26 protein-coding genes are annotated in these 23022 nt (G+C 64.6%); 15 read left to right on the plus strand and 11 right to left on the minus strand.

Features of this window, described 5'->3' with window-relative positions; genetic code table 11:
- Positions 1-223 (minus strand): acetyl-coenzyme A synthetase N-terminal domain-containing protein (locus tag H0X90_RS34690; RefSeq protein WP_282960459.1); only part of this gene is annotated, 223 nt, incomplete at its 3' end.
- 319 nt (positions 224-542) lie between these two features.
- Here H0X90_RS34690 and H0X90_RS34695 point away from each other — a divergent pair.
- The 9 genes from H0X90_RS34695 to H0X90_RS34735 all read left to right on the plus strand — a co-directional run bounded on the left by H0X90_RS34695 (position 543) and on the right by H0X90_RS34735 (position 7830).
- Complete coding sequence (locus H0X90_RS34695) at positions 543-1451, plus strand: DMT family transporter (protein ID WP_006482741.1); 909 nt, start codon at positions 543-545, stop codon at positions 1449-1451.
- Positions 1452-1563: 112 nt separating this feature from the next.
- A complete protein-coding gene (locus tag H0X90_RS34700) occupies positions 1564-2148 on the plus strand; it encodes a TIGR00645 family protein (protein ID WP_012492727.1) in 585 nt (194 codons plus the stop codon).
- Positions 2149-2192: 44 nt separating this feature from the next.
- Positions 2193-3716 (plus strand): fumarate hydratase, encoded by a 1524-nt coding sequence (locus H0X90_RS34705; protein WP_006482750.1) that lies wholly within the window; start codon positions 2193-2195, stop codon positions 3714-3716.
- 194 nt (positions 3717-3910) lie between these two features.
- Positions 3911-4387 (plus strand): bacterioferritin, encoded by a 477-nt coding sequence (gene bfr / locus H0X90_RS34710; protein WP_006482753.1) that lies wholly within the window; start codon positions 3911-3913, stop codon positions 4385-4387.
- A 34-nt stretch (positions 4388-4421) separates the two neighbouring features.
- A complete protein-coding gene (gene murI / locus H0X90_RS34715) occupies positions 4422-5279 on the plus strand; it encodes a glutamate racemase (protein WP_077188757.1) in 858 nt (285 codons plus the stop codon).
- A 152-nt stretch (positions 5280-5431) separates the two neighbouring features.
- The gene (locus tag H0X90_RS34720; protein ID WP_006482749.1) at positions 5432-5668 is read left to right on the plus strand and encodes a bacterioferritin-associated ferredoxin; all 237 of its coding nucleotides are present in this window, start codon (positions 5432-5434) and stop codon (positions 5666-5668) included.
- Between the two features lie 218 nt (positions 5669-5886).
- Positions 5887-6618, plus strand: coding sequence for an energy transducer TonB (locus tag H0X90_RS34725; RefSeq protein ID WP_012492728.1), 732 nt, complete (start codon positions 5887-5889; stop codon positions 6616-6618).
- A 35-nt stretch (positions 6619-6653) separates the two neighbouring features.
- The gene (locus H0X90_RS34730) at positions 6654-7388 is read left to right on the plus strand and encodes a MotA/TolQ/ExbB proton channel family protein (RefSeq protein WP_006483875.1); all 735 of its coding nucleotides are present in this window, start codon (positions 6654-6656) and stop codon (positions 7386-7388) included.
- Between the two features lie 13 nt (positions 7389-7401).
- On the plus strand, positions 7402-7830 hold the full coding sequence (locus H0X90_RS34735; protein WP_006478310.1) for a biopolymer transporter ExbD: 429 nt from the start codon (positions 7402-7404) through the stop codon (positions 7828-7830).
- Between the two features lie 391 nt (positions 7831-8221).
- On the opposite strand, the gene H0X90_RS34740 is transcribed toward H0X90_RS34735, so the two are convergent.
- On the minus strand, positions 8222-9196 hold the full coding sequence (locus H0X90_RS34740; RefSeq protein ID WP_006483884.1) for a LysR family transcriptional regulator: 975 nt from the start codon (positions 9194-9196) through the stop codon (positions 8222-8224).
- Between the two features lie 121 nt (positions 9197-9317).
- Here H0X90_RS34740 and H0X90_RS34745 point away from each other — a divergent pair, with 121 nt between their 5' ends.
- The 3 genes from H0X90_RS34745 to hemP all read left to right on the plus strand — a co-directional run bounded on the left by H0X90_RS34745 (position 9318) and on the right by hemP (position 11157).
- Positions 9318-10190 carry a pirin family protein gene (locus tag H0X90_RS34745; protein ID WP_034201518.1) on the plus strand — a complete coding sequence of 291 codons (873 nt, stop codon included), beginning with the start codon at positions 9318-9320 and terminating at the stop codon, positions 10188-10190.
- 98 nt (positions 10191-10288) lie between these two features.
- Positions 10289-10771: an SRPBCC family protein gene (locus tag H0X90_RS34750; protein WP_006483882.1), complete on the plus strand. Its 483-nt coding sequence runs from the start codon at positions 10289-10291 to the stop codon at positions 10769-10771.
- Positions 10772-10911: 140 nt separating this feature from the next.
- Positions 10912-11157, plus strand: a complete 246-nt coding sequence (gene hemP / locus H0X90_RS34755; protein WP_006483877.1) for a hemin uptake protein HemP — start codon at positions 10912-10914, stop codon at positions 11155-11157.
- 278 nt (positions 11158-11435) lie between these two features.
- Here the strand turns inward: hemP and H0X90_RS34760 are convergent, their stop codons facing one another.
- The 5 genes from H0X90_RS34760 to uvrB all read right to left on the minus strand — a co-directional run bounded on the left by H0X90_RS34760 (position 11436) and on the right by uvrB (position 16988).
- On the minus strand, positions 11436-12833 hold the full coding sequence (locus tag H0X90_RS34760) for a 4Fe-4S binding protein (RefSeq protein ID WP_006483874.1): 1398 nt from the start codon (positions 12831-12833) through the stop codon (positions 11436-11438).
- A complete protein-coding gene (locus H0X90_RS34765; RefSeq protein WP_006483868.1) occupies positions 12830-13672 on the minus strand; it encodes an FTR1 family protein in 843 nt (280 codons plus the stop codon). The genes H0X90_RS34760 and H0X90_RS34765 overlap by 4 nt, the downstream gene beginning before the upstream one ends.
- A gap of 58 nt (positions 13673-13730) precedes the next feature.
- Positions 13731-14063 (minus strand): cupredoxin domain-containing protein, encoded by a 333-nt coding sequence (locus tag H0X90_RS34770; RefSeq protein WP_006483872.1) that lies wholly within the window; start codon positions 14061-14063, stop codon positions 13731-13733.
- A 55-nt stretch (positions 14064-14118) separates the two neighbouring features.
- Positions 14119-14670 carry an iron transporter gene (locus tag H0X90_RS34775; RefSeq protein WP_006483880.1) on the minus strand — a complete coding sequence of 184 codons (552 nt, stop codon included), beginning with the start codon at positions 14668-14670 and terminating at the stop codon, positions 14119-14121.
- A 227-nt stretch (positions 14671-14897) separates the two neighbouring features.
- Positions 14898-16988 carry an excinuclease ABC subunit UvrB gene (uvrB, locus tag H0X90_RS34780; RefSeq protein ID WP_006483873.1) on the minus strand — a complete coding sequence of 697 codons (2091 nt, stop codon included), beginning with the start codon at positions 16986-16988 and terminating at the stop codon, positions 14898-14900.
- Between the two features lie 258 nt (positions 16989-17246).
- Here uvrB and H0X90_RS34785 point away from each other — a divergent pair, with 258 nt between their 5' ends.
- Positions 17247-18446 carry an amino acid aminotransferase gene (locus tag H0X90_RS34785; protein WP_006483879.1) on the plus strand — a complete coding sequence of 400 codons (1200 nt, stop codon included), beginning with the start codon at positions 17247-17249 and terminating at the stop codon, positions 18444-18446.
- Positions 18447-18564: 118 nt separating this feature from the next.
- Here the strand turns inward: H0X90_RS34785 and H0X90_RS34790 are convergent, their stop codons facing one another.
- A complete protein-coding gene (locus H0X90_RS34790) occupies positions 18565-19353 on the minus strand; it encodes a 3-hydroxybutyrate dehydrogenase (RefSeq protein WP_006483876.1) in 789 nt (262 codons plus the stop codon).
- Between the two features lie 166 nt (positions 19354-19519).
- Here H0X90_RS34790 and H0X90_RS34795 point away from each other — a divergent pair, with 166 nt between their 5' ends.
- Together H0X90_RS34795 and H0X90_RS34800 are read left to right on the plus strand one after the other, a co-directional pair.
- Positions 19520-20491: an aldo/keto reductase gene (locus tag H0X90_RS34795; protein ID WP_006483886.1), complete on the plus strand. Its 972-nt coding sequence runs from the start codon at positions 19520-19522 to the stop codon at positions 20489-20491.
- A gap of 109 nt (positions 20492-20600) precedes the next feature.
- Positions 20601-21446 (plus strand): 23S rRNA (adenine(2030)-N(6))-methyltransferase RlmJ, encoded by an 846-nt coding sequence (locus H0X90_RS34800; protein ID WP_077189123.1) that lies wholly within the window; start codon positions 20601-20603, stop codon positions 21444-21446.
- Positions 21447-21461: 15 nt separating this feature from the next.
- Here the strand turns inward: H0X90_RS34800 and H0X90_RS34805 are convergent, their stop codons facing one another.
- The 3 genes from H0X90_RS34805 to cueR form a co-directional block, all read right to left on the minus strand.
- Positions 21462-21830, minus strand: a complete 369-nt coding sequence (locus H0X90_RS34805) for a hypothetical protein (RefSeq protein ID WP_077189124.1) — start codon at positions 21828-21830, stop codon at positions 21462-21464.
- A gap of 115 nt (positions 21831-21945) precedes the next feature.
- Positions 21946-22092 (minus strand): DUF3563 family protein, encoded by a 147-nt coding sequence (locus H0X90_RS34810; RefSeq protein WP_006478295.1) that lies wholly within the window; start codon positions 22090-22092, stop codon positions 21946-21948.
- A 215-nt stretch (positions 22093-22307) separates the two neighbouring features.
- Positions 22308-22712, minus strand: coding sequence for a Cu(I)-responsive transcriptional regulator (cueR, locus tag H0X90_RS34815; RefSeq protein ID WP_006483878.1), 405 nt, complete (start codon positions 22710-22712; stop codon positions 22308-22310).
- Between the last annotated feature and the right edge of the window lie 310 nt (positions 22713-23022).

The following is a 23022-nucleotide window of genomic DNA, read 5'->3' on the forward strand; positions in this document are numbered from 1 at the left end:
AGGTGTAGAACGGCGCGTTGCGCTCGTCGAGCACCTTCGTGAACGGCTTGTGCCACGTGAGGCCTTCGCGCGCGAGACGCGCCCAGAAGCCTTCGTAATCCTGCTCGGCCTCGGCGACGAGCGCGCGATAGGCCGGCATGCCGGAAATGGTCGCCGTCTTCTCGAGCGCCGCGGGCGGCGCGAACTGACGGGTTTCGTGAAGAACCGATTCAATCGCAGACATCGACTACCCCTTGGTGAACATGAATCCTCTGCATGGCGGCGCGATCGTGCGCGCCGCGCGTCGTCTTGGCCGGCGCCTGCGCGCCGCTGTCTCCCACCACCCGCACGCGACCGCGAAGGCCTGCGCACGATGCTGCACCGCACCAGATCACGCGAACGTGACCCGCGGCCCGGCGGTTTCCACGATAAGCGCTCCAACTTACCCGTCACTTACGCGGCATGGCCGTTTCGTGCACCGGGCGGCGCGCATCGAGGTCAGCTTTACGCTGTTACAACCGCGACCCTACAATCCTAACTGAACTCGCCTTCCGGATTCCAGCTTGAATCGCTACGCCCTCTTCCTCATCCTGTCGATGCTCTTCGTCGGCAGCAACGTCGGTATCGGTAAATCCATCGTTGCATTCGTTCCCGTCGCCATCCTCGCCACGCTGCGCTTCGTGATCGCGATCGCCGTGCTGTGGCCGCTGTTCAGCCCCGTGAAGATGCGTGCGGTCAAGCGCGGCGAATGGCTGAACCTGTTCCTGCAGGCCTTCTTCGGCACCTTCATGTTCACGCTGCTGATGCTCAACGGCGTGCAGCGCACGAGCGCGGTGGCCGCGGGCGTCATCACGAGCACGATCCCGGCGATCGTCGCGCTGTTCGCATGGCTGATCCTGCGTGAAAAACCGAACGGCCGTGCGCTCGTGTCGATCGCGCTCGCGATCGTCGGCGTCGTGACGATCAATCTCGCCAACGGCAGCGCATCCGGTCACGGCACGCCAGGCGACGCGTCCGGCTCGCTCACCGGCAACCTGCTGATCCTCGGCGCGGTGTGCTGCGAATCGATCTACGTGATCCTGTCGCGCCGGCTCACGCAGACGCTCGCACCGATCGACATCTGCGCGTACACGCACCTGTTCGGCCTGTTCCTGATGCTGCCGCTCGGCGCGACCGCGCTGTGGCACTTCGATTACGCGAGCGTGCCGGCCGGCACCTGGGCGCTCGTCGTCTGGTACGGACTATCGGCCAGCATCTTCTCGTTCTGGCTGTGGATGAAGGGCATCCGGCACGTGCCGGGCAGCCTCGCCGGCGTGTTCAGCGCGGTGCTGCCGATCGCCGCGGCCGCGTACGGCATCGCGTTCCTCGGGGAGCGCCCGACGCTCGCGCACGGCGTCGCGCTCGCGTGCGTCGTCGCCGGCATCGTGCTCGCGAGCCTGCGCGTGAAACGCGTGCCGGCCGCGGCCTCCTGATCCGTCCCCGGGCGTGCCGGCGCGTCGCTGCAGTCGCGCCGGCCGACGCGTTACAATAGCGCGCCTTTTCAAGATTACCCCCGATACCTGCGCACCGCGCCCGTACCCCGACATGTCCGCCCCGCACTCGCCCGGCCATCCCGGCCGTCGCCCGCTTCGCCCCCTCCCCGCGCTGATTTTCATGAGCCGCTGGCTCCAGGTTCCGCTCTATCTGGGCCTGATCGTCGCGCAGGCCGTCTACGTGTTCCTGTTCCTGAAAGAAGTGTGGCACCTGCTGTCGCATGCGACGGGCCTCGACGAAATCAGCGTGATGCTTGCCGTGCTCGGCCTGATCGACGTGGTGATGATCTCGAACCTGCTGATCATGGTGATCGTCGGCGGGTATGAAACGTTCGTGTCGCGGCTCGGCATCGAGGGCCATCCCGACGAGCCCGAATGGCTCGACCACGTGAACGCGGGCGTGCTGAAGGTCAAGCTGTCGATGGCGCTGATCAGCATTTCGTCGATCCATCTGCTGAAGACCTTCATCAACCCCGACCAGCACACGACGCACGCGATCATGTGGCAGGTGATCATCCACGTGTCGTTCCTCGTGTCGGCGCTCGTGATGGCGTGGGTCGATCGCCTGACGACGCACACGCACCCGGCCCATTTCCACGAGGCGCACGCACCCGCGGCGTCCCGACCGGCGGCCTGAACCGTCGGCAACATATTCCCCACTGTCCCCACAGAGTCTCAGCCATGACCGTCATCAAACAGGAAGACCTGATCCAGAGCATCGCGGATTCGCTGCAGTACATCAGCTACTACCACCCGCTCGACTACATCCAGGCCCTCGGCCGCGCATACGAGCTGGAAGAGAGTCCGGCGGCGAAGGACGCGATCGCGCAGATCCTCACGAACAGCCGCATGTGCGCGGAAGGCCGCCGCCCGATCTGCCAGGACACCGGCATCGTCACGATCTTCGTGAAGGTCGGCATGGACGTGCGCTGGGACGGCGCGACGATGGGCCTCACCGACATGATCAACGAAGGTGTGCGCCGCGGTTACACGCACCCGGACAACGTGCTGCGCGCGTCGATCGTCAATCCGCCGGAAGGCGCCCGCAAGAACACCAAGGACAACACGCCGGCCGTGATCCACTACGAGATCGTGCCGGGCGACAAGGTCGACGTGCAGGTCGCCGCGAAGGGCGGCGGCTCGGAGAACAAGTCGAAATTCGTGATGCTGAACCCGTCCGATTCGATCGTCGACTGGGTGCTGAAGACGGTCCCGACGATGGGCGCCGGCTGGTGCCCGCCGGGCATGCTCGGGATCGGCATCGGCGGCACCGCCGAGAAGGCGATGCTGATGGCGAAGGAATCGCTGATGGAGCCGATCGACATCCAGGAAATCATCGCGCGCGGCCCGAAGGACTGGATCGAGGAACTGCGTGTCGAACTGCACGAGAAGGTCAACGCGCTCGGCATCGGCGCGCAGGGCCTCGGCGGCCTCGCGACCGTGCTCGACGTGAAGATCATGGCGGCGCCGACGCACGCGGCCTCGAAGCCGGTCGCACTGATCCCGAATTGCGCGGCCACGCGCCACGCGCACTTCGTGCTCGACGGCTCGGGCCCGGCCAAGCTGGAAGCGCCGTCGCTCGACGCTTGGCCGAAGGTGCAGTGGGAACCGAACACGGAAACCAGCAAGCGCGTCGACCTGAACACGCTGACGCCGGAAGAAGTCGCGAGCTGGACGCCGGGCCAGACGCTGCTGCTGTCGGGCAAGATGCTCACCGGCCGCGACGCCGCGCACAAGCGCATCGCCGACATGCTCGCGAAGGGCGAGAAGCTGCCGGTCGACTTCACGAACCGCGTGATCTACTACGTCGGCCCGGTCGATCCGGTGCGTGACGAAGTGGTCGGCCCGGCCGGCCCGACGACGGCCACGCGCATGGACAAGTTCACCGAGACGATGCTCGCTCAGACGGGTCTGATCTCGATGGTCGGCAAGGCCGAACGCGGCCCGGTCGCGATCGACGCGATCAAGAAGCACAAGGCGGCCTACCTGATGGCGGTCGGCGGCGCGGCCTACCTCGTGTCGAAGGCGATCCGCGGCGCGAAGGTGCTCGCGTTCGAAGACCTCGGCATGGAAGCGATCTACGAGTTCGACGTGCAGGACATGCCGGTGACGGTCGCCGTCGATTCGTCGGGCACGTCGGTGCACCAGACGGGTCCGAAGGAATGGCAGGCGAAGATCGGCAAGATCCCGGTCGCCACCGCTTAAGCGCGATCGAACGAAAGGCCGGACGGGAGTCCGGCCTTTTTACTTCTCATTCTCATTATTGTGTTCGGCCGGTTATTCGAGGCTGATTCTCATTACACGCAAAAGGCAGGCCCGACAAGGCTTCGAGGCTTGGCTTTTCTCGTTCGAGCGATTATCGTTCGGTTTCTGAAGCCCCACTGAACAAGGAAACAGCCATGCAAGGCGACAAGAAAGTCATCGAATATCTGAACGCCCAACTGAAGAATGAACTCACGGCGATCAACCAGTACTTCCTGCATGCGCGCATGTACAAGCACTGGGGCCTCGACAAGCTCGGCAAGCACGAATACGACGAGTCGATCGGCGAAATGAAGCACGCCGACTGGCTGATCGAGCGCGTGTTCATGCTCGACGGCCTGCCGAACCTGCAGGACCTGCACAAGCTGCTCGTCGGCGAGGAAACCGAAGAGATCCTGAAGTGCGACCTGAAGCTCGAGCAGATCTCGCAGTCCACCTGCAAGGAAGCGATCGCCTACTGCGAATCGGTGCGCGACTACGTGTCGCGCGAGATCTTCGAAAAGATCCTCGACGACACCGAAGAGCACATCGACTGGCTCGAAACGCAGATCGACCTGATCGGCAAGGTCGGCCTGCAGAACTATCAGCAAACGATGATGGGTTCGCCCGAGTAATCGCGCCGCCTGCCAGCCTGCCGCCCGCCTGACGATGACGAACCCGTCCAACGCTACCGCGCTGCGCGCCGCCGCCCCTGTCGGCATCTTCGACTCGGGGCTCGGCGGCCTGTCGGTGCTGCGCGCCGCGCGCGCGCACCTGCCCGACGAATCGTTCGTCTACGTCGCCGACTCGCACCACGCGCCGTACGGCCCGCGCGACGAAGCCTTCATTACGGAACGCACGCTGGCCATCGGCGAGTGGCTCGCCCGCGAAGGCGCGAAAGCGCTCGTCATCGCGTGCAACACGGCAACGGCCCGGGCGATCGCGGCCATCCGCGAACGCCTGTCGATCCCGCTCGTCGGTGTCGAGCCGGGCATCAAGCCGGCCGCCGCGCTGTCCGCGACCGGCGTCGCGGGCGTCCTCGCCACGCAATCGACGTTGAACAGCCCGCGCTTCCAGGCGCTGCTCGACCGCTACGGCGCCGGCCGCCGCTTCATCTGCCAACCCGGCCACGGGCTCGTCGAAGCGATCGAACGCGGCGACACGAACTCGCCCGCGTTGCGCGCGCTGCTTGAGCGTTACATCCAGCCGATGCTCGACGACGGCGCCGATACGCTGGTACTCGGCTGCACGCACTACCCGTTCTTCACAGAAACGATTCGTGACCTTGTTGGCGAGCGCCTGACGATCGTCGACACGAGCGACGCCATCGCCCGCCAGCTCGCGCGGGTCCTCGACGAACGCGGGCTGCGCGCCCCGGCCGGCACGCACGCCGCGCCGCCGCGTTTCTGCTCGACCAGCGACGGTCTGCAGCTGCGCGCGCTCGCCTCGACGCTGCTCGGCCTCGACGCGCCGGTCGAATCCGTCACCATTTCCTCGCCGAACGTGCGCGCCTGCGCGACCGCCTGACGCGGGGGCCGGCACGCCGAACGCTCTCGGCGGCCTGACCGCCCCGCCGTTTCAAGGGTCCGATGACCTTAAAAAAAGCCCGACCCAGGCTTGTCAACACCCGCAAAATTAATGATAATAATTCGCATTAACGTTAGCTATCGCAACTCATCATGATCGTCTGCGTGTGCAAGTCTGTTTCCGATCGCAAGATTCGCGCGTCCCTCGCCGAGGGCGTGAATTCTTTCGATGAACTCCAGTTCGAGCTCGGCGTGGCCACGTGCTGCGGCAAGTGCGAGGAGTCCGTACGCGACCTCATGGCCGAGCAAGGCGTCTGCGCGAGCCGGTGCGGCGTCGAGCATCATGCGCATCCGATCCCGGTCACGTTCTACGACCGCAAGGCGGCCTGAGCGGCGCCGAGCGTGCGCATGCGGCCCAGGCCGCATTTTTTGTTTTGACCGTCAGCAAGCCACCGTCCGCGCGAGCCAACGGCTTACCTGTCAAGGAGCCTGTGATGGAATTGCTGATCGGATTCGTAACCACCGTTTGCATCTCGCTGCTGATCTTTCGCAAGTGATGCCGATTCACCCGCCGCGCCCCGGGTGCGACGTCGTTCTTTCAAGCTAACATGCAGGCTTCGCATCTCGCTCCTGCCGGCGCCATGCCGGCTGCACCACGTATGAATCCCCGAGTGATCGTCGTCGCGGTCGGTGTGCTTGCCGCACACGCGATCATGCTGACGGCCGCGTGGCTCCATCGCAACGCGCCGCCGCCGAAATCGGTCGAGGTCCAGACGATCACCGCGCAGCTCATCACGCCCGCGCCGATCGCGCAGCAGGTCGCGGCCGAGTCGATCCCGCAGCCCGCGCCGCCGAAGCCGGTGCCGCGCGTGAAGCCGAAGGTCGAACCGAAGCCGGTGCAGAAGGCGGCGAAGCCGACCCCGCAGCCGGTTGCGCCCTCGCCCGCCCCGTCGCCTACACCCGCTCCCGCCGCCGATCCGACACCGGCGCCCGCCGCGCCCGCTCCCGCCGCACCGGCCGCCACGCCGGGCCCGGCGCGCGAAACGATGCAGGTCAGCGCGCCGAAGAACGTGCCGACGCTCCAATGCAACTTCGTGAAGCCCGACTATCCGTCGATGTCGCGCCGTCGCGGCGAATCGGGCACCGCCTATGTTCACTTCGTCGTCGGCGTGACCGGCAAGATCGAAAGCATCGATCTGCAGAAGAGCAGCGGCTATCCGCGCCTCGACGATGCCGCACTCGACGCGATGCGCTCGACCACCTGCCGTCCGTACATCGAGAACGGCCAGGCGATCCGCGCCGCCCGCACACAGCCCTACAGCTTCGGGCTCACCGACTAACCTGCCTCATCCGGAAGATTCAAAGGAAACAAAAAATGCAAAGCTACGGTATCGCTCACGTCTGGGCGCAAGGTGATTTCGTCACGCGCGCCATTGCGATCACGCTGCTCGTGATGTCGGTCCTGTCGTGGATCGTGATCGTCATCAAGGGCTGGAACGTGATCCGCCTGAACCGCCTCACGAAGAACGCCGAACAGGCTTTCTGGCATTCCGACAATTTCGACGACGGCATCAAGAAGCTCGGCCTCGCCGCATCGACGCCGAACGACAACCCGTTCCTCGCGCTCGCGCTGTCGGGCAAGGAAGCCGCCGACCATCACCACCAGACGCAACCGCACCTGCACGATCGCATGGACGTGTCGGACTGGGTCACGCGCTGCCTGAAGGACACGATGGACGAAGGCATCTCGCGCATGCAGAGCGGCCTCGCGATCCTCGCCTCGGTCGGCAGCACCGCGCCGTTCGTCGGCCTGTTCGGCACGGTGTGGGGCATCTATCACGCGCTGCTCGCGATCGGCGCCACCGGCCAGACGTCGATCGACCAGGTCGCGGGCCCGGTCGGCGAATCGCTGATCATGACGGCCTTCGGCCTGTTCGTCGCGATTCCCGCGGTGCTCGGCTACAACGCGCTGACCCGTGCGAACAAGGGTGTGGTCAGCAAGCTGCGCCGCTTCGCGCACGGTCTGCACGCGTACTTCGTGACGGGCGCGAGCCTCGCGTCGTCGTCGACGCGCGACGGCCTGCGTCTCGCCTCGCGCGCCGCCAGCTGAGACGAGGTGAACCATGGCCATGAACACCGGTTTCAGCGACGATGACGACGATGCCGTGATGAGCGAGATCAACATGACGCCGCTCGTCGACGTCATGCTCGTACTCCTGATCATTTTCCTCGTGACGATCCCGGCGATGCAGCATGCGGTGAAGATCGACCTGCCGCACGCCAGCAGCCAGCCCGTCGACGAAAAGCCGCAGACCGTCGACGTCGCGATCCAGGGCGACGGCACGATCCTGTGGGATGACCACACGGTCACGCGCGAACAACTGCAGGCACGGATCGCGGAAGCCGCGAAACGCACGCCGCAGCCCGAGTTGCACCTGCGCGCCGACCGCAAGGTCGCGTACGAGCACGTCGCGGAAGTGATGTCGGATGCGCAGGCAGGCGGCTTGACGAAGCTCGGCTTCGTGACGGAGCCGGGCGCAAAAGCGAAGTAACGCGCGCACGCCCCGCAGTTGCCGGCAGCAACGGCGCACTTGGCCGGCCGCACCTAACCGGCCGTACACAAAGTAAAAGGCCTTCATCGCCAGATGAAGGCCTTTTTTCATGCGCACGCGGGCGCCTTCGGGCGGCGGGCTCTTTGGCGGTATCGGTTGCGCCTCGAGCAACGCAAATGCGACTCTGCCGTGGTCTGCACGGACTGCGCGTTCTGCCCTATCTGGCTCGCAATATATGCGGCCACCTGATTTCGCTCAGAACTTCCTTCACGAAATGGGATTTCAATATAGGCCCGCCCGCGCACGCATTCAAGGTTCCGGCGATTGAAACTTGCGATTGCAGGCGACGCTTCAATGACAAAACAAATTTGCGTCGTCGTACACGCCGTGTTCAGGTCGCCGAAACATCGACCGCCGCTTCCTTCTTCGCGCGCTCAGGGCAGCCGGGCTCCTTGTACGCGCCGTGGTCGAGCTTCTCGACCAGGTAATCGACGAACGCACGTACTGCGGGCGGCATCCCTTGGCGCGACACGAACACCGCATACAACTGCGGCACCGGCAGCGTCCAGCCCGGCATCACGGGCGACAGTTGCCCCGCGCGCAGCGCGTTGCCGTACATCATCTCCGGCAGCGCGGCGATGCCGAGGCCGTCGAGCACGGCCTCGCGGATCGTCATCAGGTCGGCCGTCACGAGCCGCGGATCATGCTCGTGCACGTGGCGCGTCCCGTCCGGCGCGATCAGGTTGAATACGTGCCGGCCGTCGACGCTCGGCGTATCGAGCGTCTCGAAGCCGGTCAGGTCGTCCGGCGCCAGCGGCGGCGCATTCTGGCTCAGCAGGCTCGGCGCACCGACCAGCATCTGCTCGGTGCGCCACAGCGGCCGCACGACGATGTTGGCGTTCTGCGGCGGCTCCGAGCGCACGCGCAACGCGACGTCGATCGAATCCTCGAACAGGTCGATCACGCGATTCGTCACGCGGACATGCACCTTGACCTCGGGATAACGGCGCAGGAATTCGGGCAGGATGCGCGACAGCATCGTCTGCGACAGCGTCACCGGCACGCTGACGCGCACCGAGCCGCGCGGCGACGCGCGCAGCTGCTGCACCGCGTTCATCGCGGCCTGCGCTTCGGCGAGCATCGCCTGGCAGTGCTGGTAGAACAGCTCCCCCGCCTCGGTCAGCGCGAGCTTGCGCGTCGAACGCTGCAGCAGGCGCACGCCGAGCGCGGCCTCCAGCTCGGTCAGGCGCCGCGACAGACGCGATTTCGAGATGCCCAGCACGCGCTCGGCGGCCGAGAAGCCGCCATGTTCGACGACCTGCGAGAAGTACATCAGGTCGTTCAGGTTATGTGCATCGATATTCATCTCATCGTTCCAATTTCAGAACAATCCATTGCGAACGGCCGCAAATCGGACGGTAAAACGCCCAATATAATAGCGCTATGTTTCAAAAATAACGCTATTCCGATGATTTCGAGGGCTTCCCATGACCACCGCTCGCTCGCTTGATCGTACCTACCCCGCGCTTCGCACCACCGAAGGCGGCGGTTTCGTGGTTCACCGTCCGTTCCCGACACGGCTGCTGATGGACTTCGATCCGTTCCTGCTGCTCGATGAAATGGGCCCGGTCGACTACGCGCCCGGCGAAGCCGTGGGCGCGCCCGACCATCCGCATCGCGGCTTCGAGACCGTGACCTACGCGCTGGACGGACGCTTCCGCCATCGCGACTCGTCCGGCCATGCCGGCACGCTCGGCCCCGGCGACGTGCAATGGATGACGGCCGGCGCCGGCGTCGTGCACAGCGAGATGCCGGACCCGGCGTTCGCGCAGGCAGGCGGACGTTCCCACGGCTTCCAGCTGTGGGTCAACCTGCCGCGGCGCGACAAGATGATCGCACCGCGCTACCAGGAGATCCCGGCCGCCCGCATTCCGACCGCGACGTCGCCGGACGGGCGCGCACGCGTGCGCGTCATCGCCGGCGAAGCATTCGGCGTCCAGGCCGCGATCGAGACGCGCACACCGATCCTCTACCAGCATTTCACACTGGAGCCCGGCGCAACGGTCACGCAGCCCGTGCCGGCCGGTTATCGCGTGTTCGCCTATCCGATCGACGGAACGGGCCGCTACGGGCCCGACAGGCAGGCTGTGGACGCACGGCACATGGTCGTCTACGGCGACGACGGCGACACCGTCACGTTCGCTGCCGGCGACACGTCGCTCGACCTGTTGCTGATCGGCGGCGTGCCGCTCAACGAACCGATCGTCCGTTACGGCCCATTCGTGATGAATACCGAGGAGGAGATCCGGCAGGCCGTCGTCGACTACCAGACCGGTCGCATGGGTCGCATCGAAGCGTGAACCGGATCGGGGTCGCAGGTGCCGCGAAGCCGGTGGTTTTGCGTCACAATAAGTTCTTGAACCATGTGGCCACCCGCCACCAGAAGGAACCCGTCCCCTTGAACTTCGAACATCTGATCCAGATCAACTCCGACGATCCGGGCGTGCCGACCCTCACCCGCGACCAGCTCTGGGAAGGCCTCGTGCTGCGTGCGGAGCAGCCGCAACTGTTCGTGATCGGCCTCGACAGCTGCGTCATTCACGAACGCACCGACACGACGCTCGAACGCGAACTGCATTACGGCCACGCGACCGTGCGCGACCACGTGACGTTCACGCCGAATCAGCAGGTCCGCTACGACATCCGCGCGGCCGACGGCGAGATCGGCGGCTCGCTGACGATGACGATCGAAGAGCGCGACGACCGCGAACTGTTCCTGCGTTTCGAGTACCGCACGACGCTGACGGTCACGGACGACAGCGAAGAAGCGCGGCAGACGCACGGGATCGTCAAGGAGGCATACCGCACGTCGGACATCGACACCGTTCGCCTGATCCGCGAATACGCGCAGGGGCGCAAGGACCCTGATCCGCTGCACTGAACCCGGCGGCGGCCTGCGGGCCGCCGCTTTTGATTCAAGCTATCAGTCTCGGCATTTCGATCGATAAAGAGTTTTTGTAAATGGGAATAGTTATCATTTAGAATTCATTCCATCGTATCGACAGTCACCGATCAAACCGAATGACCGACACCATGCGCCCGACCACGCTGACCCTGCGCCGCACGACCGGCACCGCAGCCAGCAGCCGTCAGAAGACGGCAGCGGTCACCACGCCGGCGAAACCCGCCGGCAACCGCGATGCAGGCACGCGGGTCGTCAACAGCGATACGCTGCTGCAAGGCCAGAGCCACATCAGCATCGCGCATAACGGAGAGACTTATCAGTTGCGCGCCACGCGGCTCGGCAAACTGATCCTGACGAAGTAACGACCGAGTATTGTGGGGACCACCTCCCTGAGAGGTGTTGGGCAGTAGCCAGCGTAACGGCTTGCACGCGAGATCTAGACCCCTTCGTGCAAACACACTCAAGCAGCCGTTGCAGCAAGCCAAGCCACTTTTTTGGTTCTCGCACAAGGAAGAAAAAAAGCGACACGTCCAACGACGTGTCGCTTTTTTGTTCGAGCCGCGAATGGGCCAGGCATGCGGCTCGCGTGTATGTGGCCGCACAACGCACGACGGCCGAAGAAAGCGGCATGCAAGCCGCCTCAGAATCCCCAGAACATCAACCACCATGCGCTGTCGACGACGGCCAGCCCGACGGCGAACCACGCGAATGCCGCGAGCCGGCGCGGCCATGCCGCATAGCGCCCCGTCACCTTCCACGCGAGCCACGCGCTCCACACGTTGGCACCGACCAGAATCGCGATGCGCACATCGGTTGCCCAGCCGAGCGGCACATGCTCGGCGCGCAGCAACGACAGCGTCGTGGCCGACAGTCCGAGGAACACGCCCGCACCCGCGATCGGGATCAGCGCCTGGGCGAGGTGATGCAAACGCACGCGATCGAAGCGGCCGAGCATCAGCGTCGCGCCGGCCAGCAGCACCAGCAACGCCGTGCCGTACACGAGCCCGGTACCGACGATATAGCTGACGACCAGCCCGCCATCGAGCCAGGAGAACACGTCGTTGCGATCCGGGTAGTGCGTGAGCAGGAACCACGGCGCATTGGTCTCGAGCGGCCACGTGATGTCGTGGTCGATCAGCCAGCCCGCGAGCCATTGCTTGATCTGCACGAACCACGGGCTGACGGTCCAGTGGAACGCGCCGATCGCCACGCCGAGCAGGCCGTAGAGAATCAGTGCGGTGTCCCACGGGTTGGCCTGCTCCGCACCGAGGTTCACGACCTCGTCGGACGGCGAGCGCAGCGACAGCGAAATCGCGTCGCGATGCCCGCTGCAACGACCGCACATATGGCAGGCCGCCGCACCCTTCATGTTGCGCAACGGCACGAGCGGTGCGCAGTTGATCGGAATCACGCGATGACCGTGCTCGCCGTTCTTGTACGAACGGCGCCACGCATCCTCGTCGACCTTGTAGCGCATCGGCGCGAGCCGCGCGAGCAGCCCGAACACGCCGTTGACCGGGCACAGGTACTTGCACCACACGCGTTTTTCGCGACCGTACAGCACGCCGATCACGATCGCGCCGACGGTCGAGCCGCCGAGCACGAACAGCACCGCGAGCGGGTACTGGTACACGCTCACCATCTGTCCGTAGATCGTCGTGATGCCGAACGCGACGAACGGCCAGCCGCCCCACCGGATCCAGCGCGGAATCGGGCCGCCGCGGCCGAACTTGCTCGCGTATTCGGTGAGCGCGCCCTCCGGACACAGCACGCCGCACCAGACGCGTCCGAGCATCACCATCGACAGCAGCACGAACGGCCACCAGATGCCCCAGAACGCGAATTGCGCGATGAGCGTGAGGTTGTTCCACAGATGCGCGGAATCGTCCGGCAGCGGCAACACGGCCGGCACGATGATCAGGAACGCGTAGACGGCGACGACGATCCACTGGATACCGCGGATCAGCGCACCGTGGCGCTGCATCCACTGGCCGGCCTGCGCGAGCCAGCCCGGCTTGACGGCGGCGACAACGCTCATGCCGCGCGACCCGCAGCAACGGCCGGACGGCGGCTCGCGCGCTTCATCAGCAGCCAGACGACCGCCCAGTAGACCGCATAGGCCACCAGGTTGGTCAGCGCCGGGTGTGCGCGATAGCCGGTCAGCGTCGCGACGAGCGAGCCGAACGTGCCCGAATCATCGAGGATCGCGGACGTATCCCACACCTGCGAAATGCCGAGCGGCAGGATTTCCTTGTCGATCAGCTTGTCGACGCCGGTCTGGAACAGGCCCGCACCGAGGAACAGCAGCATCACTTCGGTGACGCGGAAGAAATGCCGCCACGAGAAGTACTTGCCGCCGAGCTGCAGCAGATAGAACGTGAGGAACGCGAGACCGAGACCGATCACGACCGCGAGCATCTGGCTGCCGTCGACGTGGCCCGACTGGCCGAAACCGAGGCCGTACAGGAAGATCACCGTCTCGCTGCCTTCGCGCGCGATCGCGAGCGCGACCAGCACGGCGACGCCCCACCAGTTCGAATCGCGCGTGCTTTGCTGCAGCGATTGCTCCATGTCGCGCTTCAGCGTGCGCCCGTGCCGGCGCATCCACAGCACCATCTGCACGATCAGCACGCACGCGATCAGCACCATCGCCGTCTGGAAATAGTCCTGCGCGTCGCCGGACAACACTTCGGTGAACCCGACCAGCGCGGCGCCGAGGCCGACGGCCATCAGCAGGCCGACAGCGACGCCGGCCCAGAGGAAAGGCAGGCCGCGGCGCGCGTCGTCGTCGCCGTTTTTCAGCCATGCATAGAGAATGCCGACGACGAGCAGCGCTTCGACGCTCTCCCGCCAGACGATGAACAAGATCTGACCCATCGATACCTCCTGACGCGCGGGGCAAGGGACTGGCGCGCCCGCGCGCAGATAAAACGCGTTACTTCGCGACGATCACGCCCTGAGCCTGCTGGTGGAAATCGTCGAAAAACTTGTATTCGCCCGGCGACAGCGGGGCGACGACCACGAATGAATCGGCGCCCGGCGCGAGCACCTTCTCCTTGCGCAACTGCACGCTCTCGAATTCGGCGGCGCCCTTGCCGGTGTTCCTGATCTCGATCTTGAAACGCTGGCCGGCCGGCACTTCGATGCGGGCGGGCGTCAGTTTGCCATCCGTCATCTCGAGCTTGAACGTCGGCAGATCGGCCGCATGCGCCGCGCCGGCAAGCCACAGCGCAGCGGCTGCGGTAACGATTTTCTGGGGAATTTTCATTCTGGGTTCTCTACGCCGACGGCGCGCCGAAGCGCGCCGTTCGTGATGCCACCGATCAGTAACCGCCCTTCTTGCCGATACCGGCGAACGGGAAGTCGTACTCGAGCGTGATGGGCTTGAACCACGGGCCCACGCCCGTTTCCTTGTCGACGTGGCGACCGAACGCCATGTGGCCCGACTGCATCGGCGGCTTGACGACCATCGTCAGGTGATACTTGCCGGGGCCGGCGAGCTTCACGTTGTCGCCGTAGTGCGGGCCGTCGCTCGCGACCATGCCCATCAGGTCGCCTTCGGCCTTCCACTTCGTGTCGCCCTGCTTCGTCAGCTTGTACGTGACCTGCAGGTACGGCATCCAGTCGCCTTCCGCGAAACCGGTCGGGTTGTTCTTGACCGCATGGATGTCGGCCTCGAGGTGAATGTCGGAATCCGACGCCTTGCGCATCATGCCTTCCGGGTCCATCGTGATCGGCTGCAGGTACACCGCGCCGATTTCCATGCCGCCCTGGATCTGCTGCTTGCCGATCGGATACTCGGCCGCCGAGGCCGACATCGCGGCAAGCGCCGCCGCTACCGCAACCGTCGTGCGGATGAACGAAGAACCCAACATGGACACTCCTTGTTATTTGTCTGACTATCTTGACGACATGCGAGCGACCGCCGGGGCCACCCGCTGGAAACACTAACGCGACGAAGAACGTTAATGCGAACTATTCTCAATACATGTGGAGTTTAGCACCGAACCCGTTTCGGAACAAACGGAGAGCGCTGTAAACCCCTGATCCGACAAGGCTTACAGGCGCTTTACCAAAAGGATTCAGTGACGCTTGGAAAGATTTACCGACCGCCGCTGATGTGGTCGCCGACGTTCGCGCCGAACACGCGTTCGCGCAGCACGGCAAGCTGGTCGCGGGTGGCGGCGGCTTTCTCGAATTCGAGGTTCTTCGCGTAGTCGGCCATCTGCTTCTCGAGACGCTTGATTTCCTTCGCGAGTTGCTTTTCCGACATGTCCTCGAATTTCGCGCGCTGCTGTGCTTCCTTCAACTCCGCACGCGCGTCGTCGGCGTTGTAGACGCCGTCGATGATGTCCTTGATGCGCTTCACGACGCCGCGCGGCGTGATGCCCATCTTTTCGTTGTAGGCGATCTGCTTCGCGCGGCGCCGCTCGGTTTCGCCGATCGCGCGCTTCATCGACTCGGTCATGTTGTCCGCGTAGAGGATCGCCTTGCCGTTCACGTTCCGCGCGGCGCGGCCGATCGTCTGGATCAGCGAGCGCTCGGCGCGCAGGAAGCCTTCCTTGTCCGCGTCGAGGATCGCGACGAGCGACACTTCGGGAATGTCCAGACCCTCGCGCAGCAGGTTGATCCCGACCAGCACGTCGAACGTGCCGAGCCGCAGGTCGCGGATGATCTCGACGCGCTCGACCGTGTCGATGTCGCTGTGCAGGTAACGCACCTTGACGCCATGGTCGGCCAGGAACTCGGTCAATTGTTCGGCCATGCGCTTCGTCAGCACGGTGATCAGCACGCGCTCGCCGGCCTTCACGCGGGCGTTGATCTCGGTCAGCACGTCGTCGACCTGCGAGCTCGCCGGGCGCACTTCGATTTCCGGATCGACGAGGCCCGTGGGTCGCACGACCTGCTCGGCGATCTGCCCCGTCACGCGCTTCTCGTAATCGGCCGGCGTGGCCGACACGAACACGACCTGGCGCATCTTGCGTTCGAACTCGTGGAACTTCAGCGGCCGGTTGTCGAGCGCCGACGGCAGGCGGAAGCCGTAATTGACGAGGTTTTCCTTGCGCGCGCGGTCGCCGTTGTACATCCCGTTGAGCTGGCCGATCAGCACGTGCGATTCGTCGAGCAGCATCAGCGCATCGGGCGGCAGGTAGTCGACGAGCGTCGGCGGCGGATCGCCGGGCGCCGCGCCCGAGAAATGCCGCGAATAGTTCTCGATGCCCTTGCAGAAGCCGAGCTCCTGCAGCATCTCGAGATCGAAGCGCGTGCGCTGCTCGAGGCGCTGCGCCTCGACGAGCTTGCCCTCGCGATGGAAGAACTCGAGCCGTTCGCGCAGTTCGTCCTTGATCGTCTCGACCGCGCGCATCACGGTGTCGCGCGGCGTCACGTAGTGCGACGACGGATACACGGTGAAGCGCGGAATCTTCTGCCGCACGCGCCCGGTCAGCGGATCGAACAGCTGCAGCGTCTCGACTTCGTCGTCGAACAGTTCGACGCGCACGGCCATTTCCGCATGTTCGGCCGGGAAGATGTCGATCGTGTCGCCGCGCACGCGGAACGTGCCGCGCTGGAAATCCTGCTCGTTGCGCGTGTATTGCATCGCGATCAGCCGCGCGATCACGTCGCGCTGGCCGAGCTTGTCGCCCGTGCGCAGCGTCAGGATCATCTGGTGGTATTCGGACGGGTTGCCGATACCGTAGATCGCCGACACGGTCGCAACGATCACCACGTCGCGACGCTCCATCAGGCTCTTCGTCGCCGACAGCCGCATCTGTTCGATGTGCTCGTTGATCGACGAATCCTTCTCGATGAACAGGTCGCGCTGCGGCACGTAGGCCTCAGGCTGGTAGTAGTCGTAGTACGACACGAAGTACTCGACCGCGTTGCGCGGGAAGAACTCGCGGAACTCCGCGTAAAGCTGGGCCGCGAGCGTCTTGTTCGGCGCGAACACGATCGCCGGGCGGCCGAGCCGCGCGATCGTGTTGGCCATCGTGAAGGTCTTGCCCGAACCCGTCACGCCGAGCAGCGTCTGGAAGGCAAGGCCGTCGCCGACGCCTTCGACGAGCGTGTCGATCGCGGTCGGCTGGTCGCCCGCGGGCGGATACGGCTGGTAAAGCTGGAACGGCGACCCTTCGAAAGTGACGAATTTGGATTCGTCGAGCGCGTCGCCGACTTCGGCATGATGTTCGGACATGGAATGCGGCCGGAGCAAGGGCAAAGAAAGCATTCTAGCGCTTCGCGGCCGCGCGAACTGCTGTCGGCTCCTGACGCGCGACGGCCGCCCGAAATCGCGATTCGCCGCCGAAACGCGACGGAATCACCGCCCCCGCCAGCGCGAATTCGCTACAATATCAGGCTGCTGCGCTTTCCGGCGTCGCGCCGTGGGCGCGGTCCGCTGCGCCCGTCCCGCCGGCTGAAAGCCTGACCCTCTTTTCACTACTGCCGAATCATCATGTCGCTCTTCTCCGCTGTCCAGCTTGCTCCCCGCGACCCGATCCTGGGCCTGAACGAAGCCTTCAACGCCGATGCGCGTCCGACCAAGGTCAACCTCGGCGTTGGCGTGTACACGAACGAAGACGGCAAGATTCCGCTGCTGCGCGCGGTGCGCGAAGCGGAGAAGGCACGTGTCGAGGCCGGCCTGCCGCGCGGCTACCTGCCGATCGACGGGATCGCCGCCTACGATGCGGCCGTGCAGAAGCTGCTGCTCGGCAACGATTCGCCGCTGATCGCGGCGGGCCGCGTGGTCACGGCCCAGGCACTGGGCGGCACGGGCGCGCTGAAGATCGGCGCCGATTTCCTGCGCACCGTGAATCCGAACGTGAAGGTCGCGATCAGCGATCCGAGCTGGGAAAACCACCGTGCGCTGTTCGAAGCGGCCGGCTTCGAAGTCGTCGCCTACCCGTATTACGACGCGGCCACCAACGGCGTGAACTTCGAAGGCATGCTGTCGGCGCTGAACGGCTACGCGGCAGGCACGGTCGTCGTGCTGCACGCGTGCTGCCACAACCCGACCGGCGTGGACCTGACCGAAGCGCAATGGCAACAGATCGTCGACGTCGTGAAGGCGCGCAACCTCGTGCCGTTCCTCGACATGGCCTACCAGGGCTTCGGCGAGAACATCGACGCCGATGCCGCTGCCGTGCGCCTGTTTGCCGCGGCCGACCTGAACGCATTCGTGTCGTCGTCGTTCTCGAAGTCGTTCTCGCTGTACGGCGAGCGCGTCGGCGCGCTGTCGATCATCACGTCGAGCAAGGAAGAAGCCACGCGCGTGCTGTCGCAACTGAAGCGCGTGATCCGCACGAACTACTCGAACCCGCCGACCCACGGCGGCGCGGTGGTCGCAGCGGTGCTCGCGTCGCCGGAACTGCACGCTTCGTGGGTGCAGGAACTCGGCGAAATGCGCGATCGCATCCGCGCGATGCGCAATGGTCTCGTCGAGCGCCTGAAGGCAAGCGGCGTCGATCGCGATTTCAGCTTCATCAACGCACAGCGCGGGATGTTCTCGTATTCGGGCCTGACCTCGGCGCAAGTCGATCGCCTGCGCGACGAGTTCGGCATCTATGCGGTCGGCACGGGCCGGATTTGCGTCGCCGCGCTGAACACGCGCAACCTCGACGCGGTCGCCAATGCGGTCGCAGCAGTCCTGAAGTAAAGCCGCGTCGGGCGGCAACCGTCACCAGGCCCGCCCTGCCGACATGAAAAACGCGCTCCACGGAGCGCGTTTTTTTGTACCGTTCGGCGCGGTGGGCGGCTATGCCGCCTGCCCTGCGTTACTGCATGAACCAGCCGTGGCTGACGACCACCGACTGGCCCGTGAGCGCGGCGCTCGGAAACGCCGACAGGAACAGCACCGTCTGCGCGACGTCCTGCACCGTCGTGAACACGCCGTCGACCGTGTTGCCGAGCATCACCTTCTTGATCACTTCCTCTTCGCTGATGCCGAGCTCCTTCGCCTGCTCCGGAATCTGCTTGTCGACCAGCGGCGTGCGCACGAAGCCCGGACACACGACGTGCGAGCGCACGTTGTGCTTCGCGCCTTCCTTTGCCAGCACGCGCGCCAGGCCGAGCAGACCGTGCTTGGCCGTCACGTACGCCGACTTCAGCGGCGACGCTTCGTGCGAGTGCACCGAACCCATGTAGATCACGACGCCGCCGCGATCGTCCTTGTACATGTGCTTGAGCGCGGCCTTCGTCGTCAGGAACGCGCCGTCCACGTGGATCGCCTGCATCTTCTTCCAGTCGGCGAACGAGTAGTTCTCGATCGGGTTGACGATCTGGATGCCCGCGTTCGACACGAGGATGTCGACCGAGCCGAACGCTTCGGCCACCTTGTCGATGCCGGTGTTCACGGCTTCCTCGTTGGTCACGTCCATCGCGACGCCGATCGCCTTGCCGCCTGCCTTGTTGATCTCGTCGGCGACCGCGTTCGCGCCGTCCTGGTTCAGGTCGGCGATCGCGACGGCCGCGCCTGCCTTGGCGAGCTCCAGTGCGATTTCCTTGCCGATGCCGCTCGCGGCGCCCGTGACGACTGCGGTCTTGCCGCTCAGATCTGCTGCCATATCCGTCTCCTCCCGTTATCGGATCGAATAAAACACGCGCCCGCCCGCATCCGCGCTCATCGCGAAATCGTGGCGGCGTGCCAAGCGTCATTGTGCACGATCGGCCCCGCCGTTCGCGTGCAAAACGTCTAAGCTTAAGGTCGGTTCCGTTCAGCAGGAGATTCTCATGCACTATCGACGGCTAGGCCGCTCCGGCCTGCAAATCAGCGAGCTTTCCCTCGGGTCGTGGGTGACATACGGCAACCAGGTCGATCAGCGGGTCGCGCGCGAATGCCTCGCCGCGGCACGCGATGCGGGCGTCAATTTCTTCGATAACGCCGAGGTCTACGCCGGCGGCAAATCCGAGGAAATCATGGGCCACGCGCTCAAGTCGCTCGATTGGCCGCGCGTCAGCTATATCGTGTCCACGAAGTTCTTCTGGGGGCTCGCGGAAGCCCCGAATCAGTATCACACGCTGAACCGAAAATACCTGCTGAATGCGATCGACGGCTCGCTGCGCCGGCTGCAGCTCGACTATGTGGACCTCGTCTATTGCCATCGTCCCGATCCCCATACGCCGATCGAGGAAACCGTCTGGGCGATGAGCGACATGATCGTGCGCGGCAAGGCGCTGTACTGGGGCACGTCGGAATGGAGCGCCGACGAGATCCGCGCGGCATGCGAGATCGCCGAGCGGCATCATCTGCACAAGCCGGTCGTCGAACAGCCGCAGTACAACCTGTTCCACCGCACTCGGGTCGAGCAGGAATATGCGCGGCTCTACGACGATTACGGCCTCGGCCTCACGACCTGGAGCCCGCTGGCGTCGGGGCTGCTCACCGGCAAGTACCGCAACGGCGTGCCGGCCGGCAGCCGCGCGCAGTTGCAGGGCTACGACTGGATGCGCGAACGGCTGACCGATCGGGCCGCCAACGACATCGTCGAGCGGCTCGGCGAGATCGCCGCCGAACTCGGCTGCAGCACCGGCCAGTTGGCGATCGCGTGGGTACTGTCGAATCCGCGCGTGAGTTCGGTCATCACGGGTGCATCGCGGATCGACCAGATCGGCGACAACATGCGCGCGCTCGAGGTTGCCGCGAAGCTGACGCCGGATGTGAAGCAACGCATCGAGGCGGTGGTCGGCGACGCATACGAGTGAGGCGACTCGCGGCCACTCGCGTACAATACGCGGCCGCATCGGCGCCCGGCCTCACGGCCGCGCACGATCGCCCGCTTTCATCGATTCACCCTTCGTCAGGCAGCCAGCCATGCTCAGTTATCGTCACGGTTTTCACGCAGGCAACCACGCGGACGTGCTCAAGCACGCCGTCGTCGTCCAGCTGCTGCGCTACCTGAACAAGAAAGACAAATCGTACTGGTACATCGATACGCACGCGGGCGCCGGCGTGTACTCGCTGCGCGACGGTTATGCAGCGAAGACGTCGGAATTCGATACCGGCATCGGCCGACTGTGGAACGAAAAGAACCTGCCGGAGGCGCTCGGCGACTATGTGGATGAAGTCCGCGCGCTGAACGACGACGGCGAACTGCACTTCTACCCGGGCTCACCGTACATCGCATGGCGATCGATGCGCGAGCAGGATCGTATGCGCCTGTTCGAAATGCACACGACGGAAATCGATGTGCTGCGCCACAATTTCCGCGATGCGGGGCGACGCGCGATGATCTTCGCCGGTGACGGCTTCGAAGGTATCAAGGCGCTGCTGCCGCCGCCGCCGCGACGTGCACTCGTGCTGATCGATCCGTCCTACGAGGACAAGAAGGACTACGCGCGCACGGTGAGCTGCGTGACGGAATGCCTGAAGCGTTTCGCGACCGGCTGCTATGCCATCTGGTATCCGCAGGTCACGCGGGCGGAATCGCAGCGCTTTCCCGAGCAGTTGAAGCGCCTGCAGCCGAACAACTGGCTGCACCTGACGCTAACGGTGTCGAATCCGCCGACCGACGGGCTGGGCCTCTACGGCAGCGGGATGTTCATCCTCAATCCGCCGTATACGCTCGCCCAGAGCATGAACGAGGTTCTGCCCTACCTGGTCGAGATGCTGGGACAGGATAGCGGCGCTCGCTGCCAGATCGAGCACCGCGGCAACTGATCCGGCGACCGGCCGTTACGGCTGCGGTCGCGGCGCGAGCCTCGGCTGATAGGCGGGTTGCCCGTCCCACGCGGGAACATTGATATACGGGGCGACGAACAATGGAACCGACGTGTTCGGCGCCTGCCCGGCCGGAGCGCGCATGCCTGCCGGCTCGACGATCGGCTGCGACGACAGCGGTGCCGTCTGCAGCACCCATCCGCCCTTGCCGTCCTGGATACCGTGCTGCGTATCGAGCACCAGCGGTTTGGACGATGTCGCGGCACCAGCCGCGAGGCCATGGACGAGCACAGCCGCGCCCACAACGAGACGCGCGCGGGCACTGCAACGCACATCGACACCCAAACGCATGATCGTGTCCTTCAGGATGAAAAGCAGGTCCATACCATAGCGCTGCACCGACGATTTCGCCAGATCCGATGCACAAAAAAAACAAAGCCCCGTCAATACGGGGCTTGCTTATCGTTCGGCGCCGCTCGGCACCTGACGGGGACTGCGATTACAGCGAGTAGCCGTTGGTTTCGAGCGAGCGGATGCGGCTCTCCAGCTGGACGATGTCCGACGACGTGGCGAGGTAAGCCTCACGGCGCTCACGTTCTGCGGATTCGAACCAGTTGCTCAGCTTTTCGACGATGTAGGCGATCATGACGTTCTCCAAGGAAGAGGGACCCCTGGTGAATCGAGATTCAGGGATTTCCCGTATAGGGTTATCCCGAATTATAGCGACGCCGCACCAAGATGCTAGTGAAATACTTGCATGGCAACCATTCCCATTTGGAATGGACTGAGGCAAACATCACATAACCCATTGATTTTGATGGATGTTGCTCCAGGGCTTGTTTTTAGGCTCGAGAACACGCACTAATTTGGTTCATCGACCGGGTCGGCGAGGCGCGCCAAAATCGGGCATTCAGGTCGTCCGTCACCATGGCAGTGCGCGGCGAGGTCGGCCAGTGTGTCGCGCATGTCGCTTAGCTCCGCGATGCGTTTGTCGAGTTCGGCCACATGCTCGAGAGCGATCGATTTCACTTCGGCGCTGGCGCGTGAGCGATCCTGCCAGAGCATCAGCAGCTTGCGAATGTCCTCGACGAGAAAGCCGAGCCGTCGCGCCTGACGGATGAACCGCAGGGTATGGACTTCGTCCGCGCCGTAGATCCGGTAGCCGGCATCGGTGCGCTTGCTCGGCGCAAGAAGGCCGACTTGTTCGTAGTACCGGATCATTTTTGCGCTGACCCCGGATTCGCGCGACGCGTCGCCGATATTCATTCCTCGCCCTCTGCCCTCAAAACCTGGTTTCGAACACGAACGTCGGCGGATGCCATCGTCGACGACAGTTCGATCGTATCAAATCGCGGGACTTTGTTCGGGGGACGGCTTGGTGGCGGAAGCCGGAGGATCTGATCTGGCGCGCATACCGTTTCGCGCTTCGCCGCACGATTTCTTTGGCGTACCAATGCAAAAACCCCCGCCTTTCGGGCGGGGGTTTCTGGCTTAGGGAGCCTGACGATTACCTACTTTCACACGGGAATCCGCACTATCATCGGCGTAGAGTCGTTTCACGGTCCTGTTCGGGATG

This window comes from Burkholderia sp. 9775_39, assembly GCF_015712225.1.
GTDB lineage: Bacteria > Pseudomonadota > Gammaproteobacteria > Burkholderiales > Burkholderiaceae > Burkholderia > Burkholderia cenocepacia.

Coding starts and splice junctions, on each gene's coding strand:
- H0X90_RS34810 (WP_006478295.1), bottom strand. CDS start 22,092: ATGATCGCCTACATCGTCGAAAAGCTGAGCAACTGGTTCGAATCCGCA.
- hemP (WP_006483877.1), top strand. CDS start 10,912: ATGACCGACACCATGCGCCCGACCACGCTGACCCTGCGCCGCACGACC.
- cueR (WP_006483878.1), bottom strand. CDS start 22,712: ATGAATATCGGCGACGCGTCGCGCGAATCCGGGGTCAGCGCAAAAATG.
- uvrB (WP_006483873.1), bottom strand. CDS start 16,988: ATGTCCGAACATCATGCCGAAGTCGGCGACGCGCTCGACGAATCCAAA.
- H0X90_RS34735 (WP_006478310.1), top strand. CDS start 7,402: ATGGCCATGAACACCGGTTTCAGCGACGATGACGACGATGCCGTGATG.
- H0X90_RS34765 (WP_006483868.1), bottom strand. CDS start 13,672: ATGGGTCAGATCTTGTTCATCGTCTGGCGGGAGAGCGTCGAAGCGCTG.
- H0X90_RS34805 (WP_077189124.1), bottom strand. CDS start 21,830: ATGGACCTGCTTTTCATCCTGAAGGACACGATCATGCGTTTGGGTGTC.
- H0X90_RS34730 (WP_006483875.1), top strand. CDS start 6,654: ATGCAAAGCTACGGTATCGCTCACGTCTGGGCGCAAGGTGATTTCGTC.
- H0X90_RS34790 (WP_006483876.1), bottom strand. CDS start 19,353: ATGGCAGCAGATCTGAGCGGCAAGACCGCAGTCGTCACGGGCGCCGCG.
- H0X90_RS34795 (WP_006483886.1), top strand. CDS start 19,520: ATGCACTATCGACGGCTAGGCCGCTCCGGCCTGCAAATCAGCGAGCTT.
- H0X90_RS34700 (WP_012492727.1), top strand. CDS start 1,564: ATGTCCGCCCCGCACTCGCCCGGCCATCCCGGCCGTCGCCCGCTTCGC.
- H0X90_RS34725 (WP_012492728.1), top strand. CDS start 5,887: ATGCAGGCTTCGCATCTCGCTCCTGCCGGCGCCATGCCGGCTGCACCA.
- bfr (WP_006482753.1), top strand. CDS start 3,911: ATGCAAGGCGACAAGAAAGTCATCGAATATCTGAACGCCCAACTGAAG.
- H0X90_RS34760 (WP_006483874.1), bottom strand. CDS start 12,833: ATGAGCGTTGTCGCCGCCGTCAAGCCGGGCTGGCTCGCGCAGGCCGGC.
- H0X90_RS34770 (WP_006483872.1), bottom strand. CDS start 14,063: ATGAAAATTCCCCAGAAAATCGTTACCGCAGCCGCTGCGCTGTGGCTT.
- H0X90_RS34745 (WP_034201518.1), top strand. CDS start 9,318: ATGACCACCGCTCGCTCGCTTGATCGTACCTACCCCGCGCTTCGCACC.
- H0X90_RS34705 (WP_006482750.1), top strand. CDS start 2,193: ATGACCGTCATCAAACAGGAAGACCTGATCCAGAGCATCGCGGATTCG.
- murI (WP_077188757.1), top strand. CDS start 4,422: ATGACGAACCCGTCCAACGCTACCGCGCTGCGCGCCGCCGCCCCTGTC.
- H0X90_RS34800 (WP_077189123.1), top strand. CDS start 20,601: ATGCTCAGTTATCGTCACGGTTTTCACGCAGGCAACCACGCGGACGTG.
- H0X90_RS34720 (WP_006482749.1), top strand. CDS start 5,432: ATGATCGTCTGCGTGTGCAAGTCTGTTTCCGATCGCAAGATTCGCGCG.
- H0X90_RS34775 (WP_006483880.1), bottom strand. CDS start 14,670: ATGTTGGGTTCTTCGTTCATCCGCACGACGGTTGCGGTAGCGGCGGCG.
- H0X90_RS34785 (WP_006483879.1), top strand. CDS start 17,247: ATGTCGCTCTTCTCCGCTGTCCAGCTTGCTCCCCGCGACCCGATCCTG.
- H0X90_RS34740 (WP_006483884.1), bottom strand. CDS start 9,196: ATGAATATCGATGCACATAACCTGAACGACCTGATGTACTTCTCGCAG.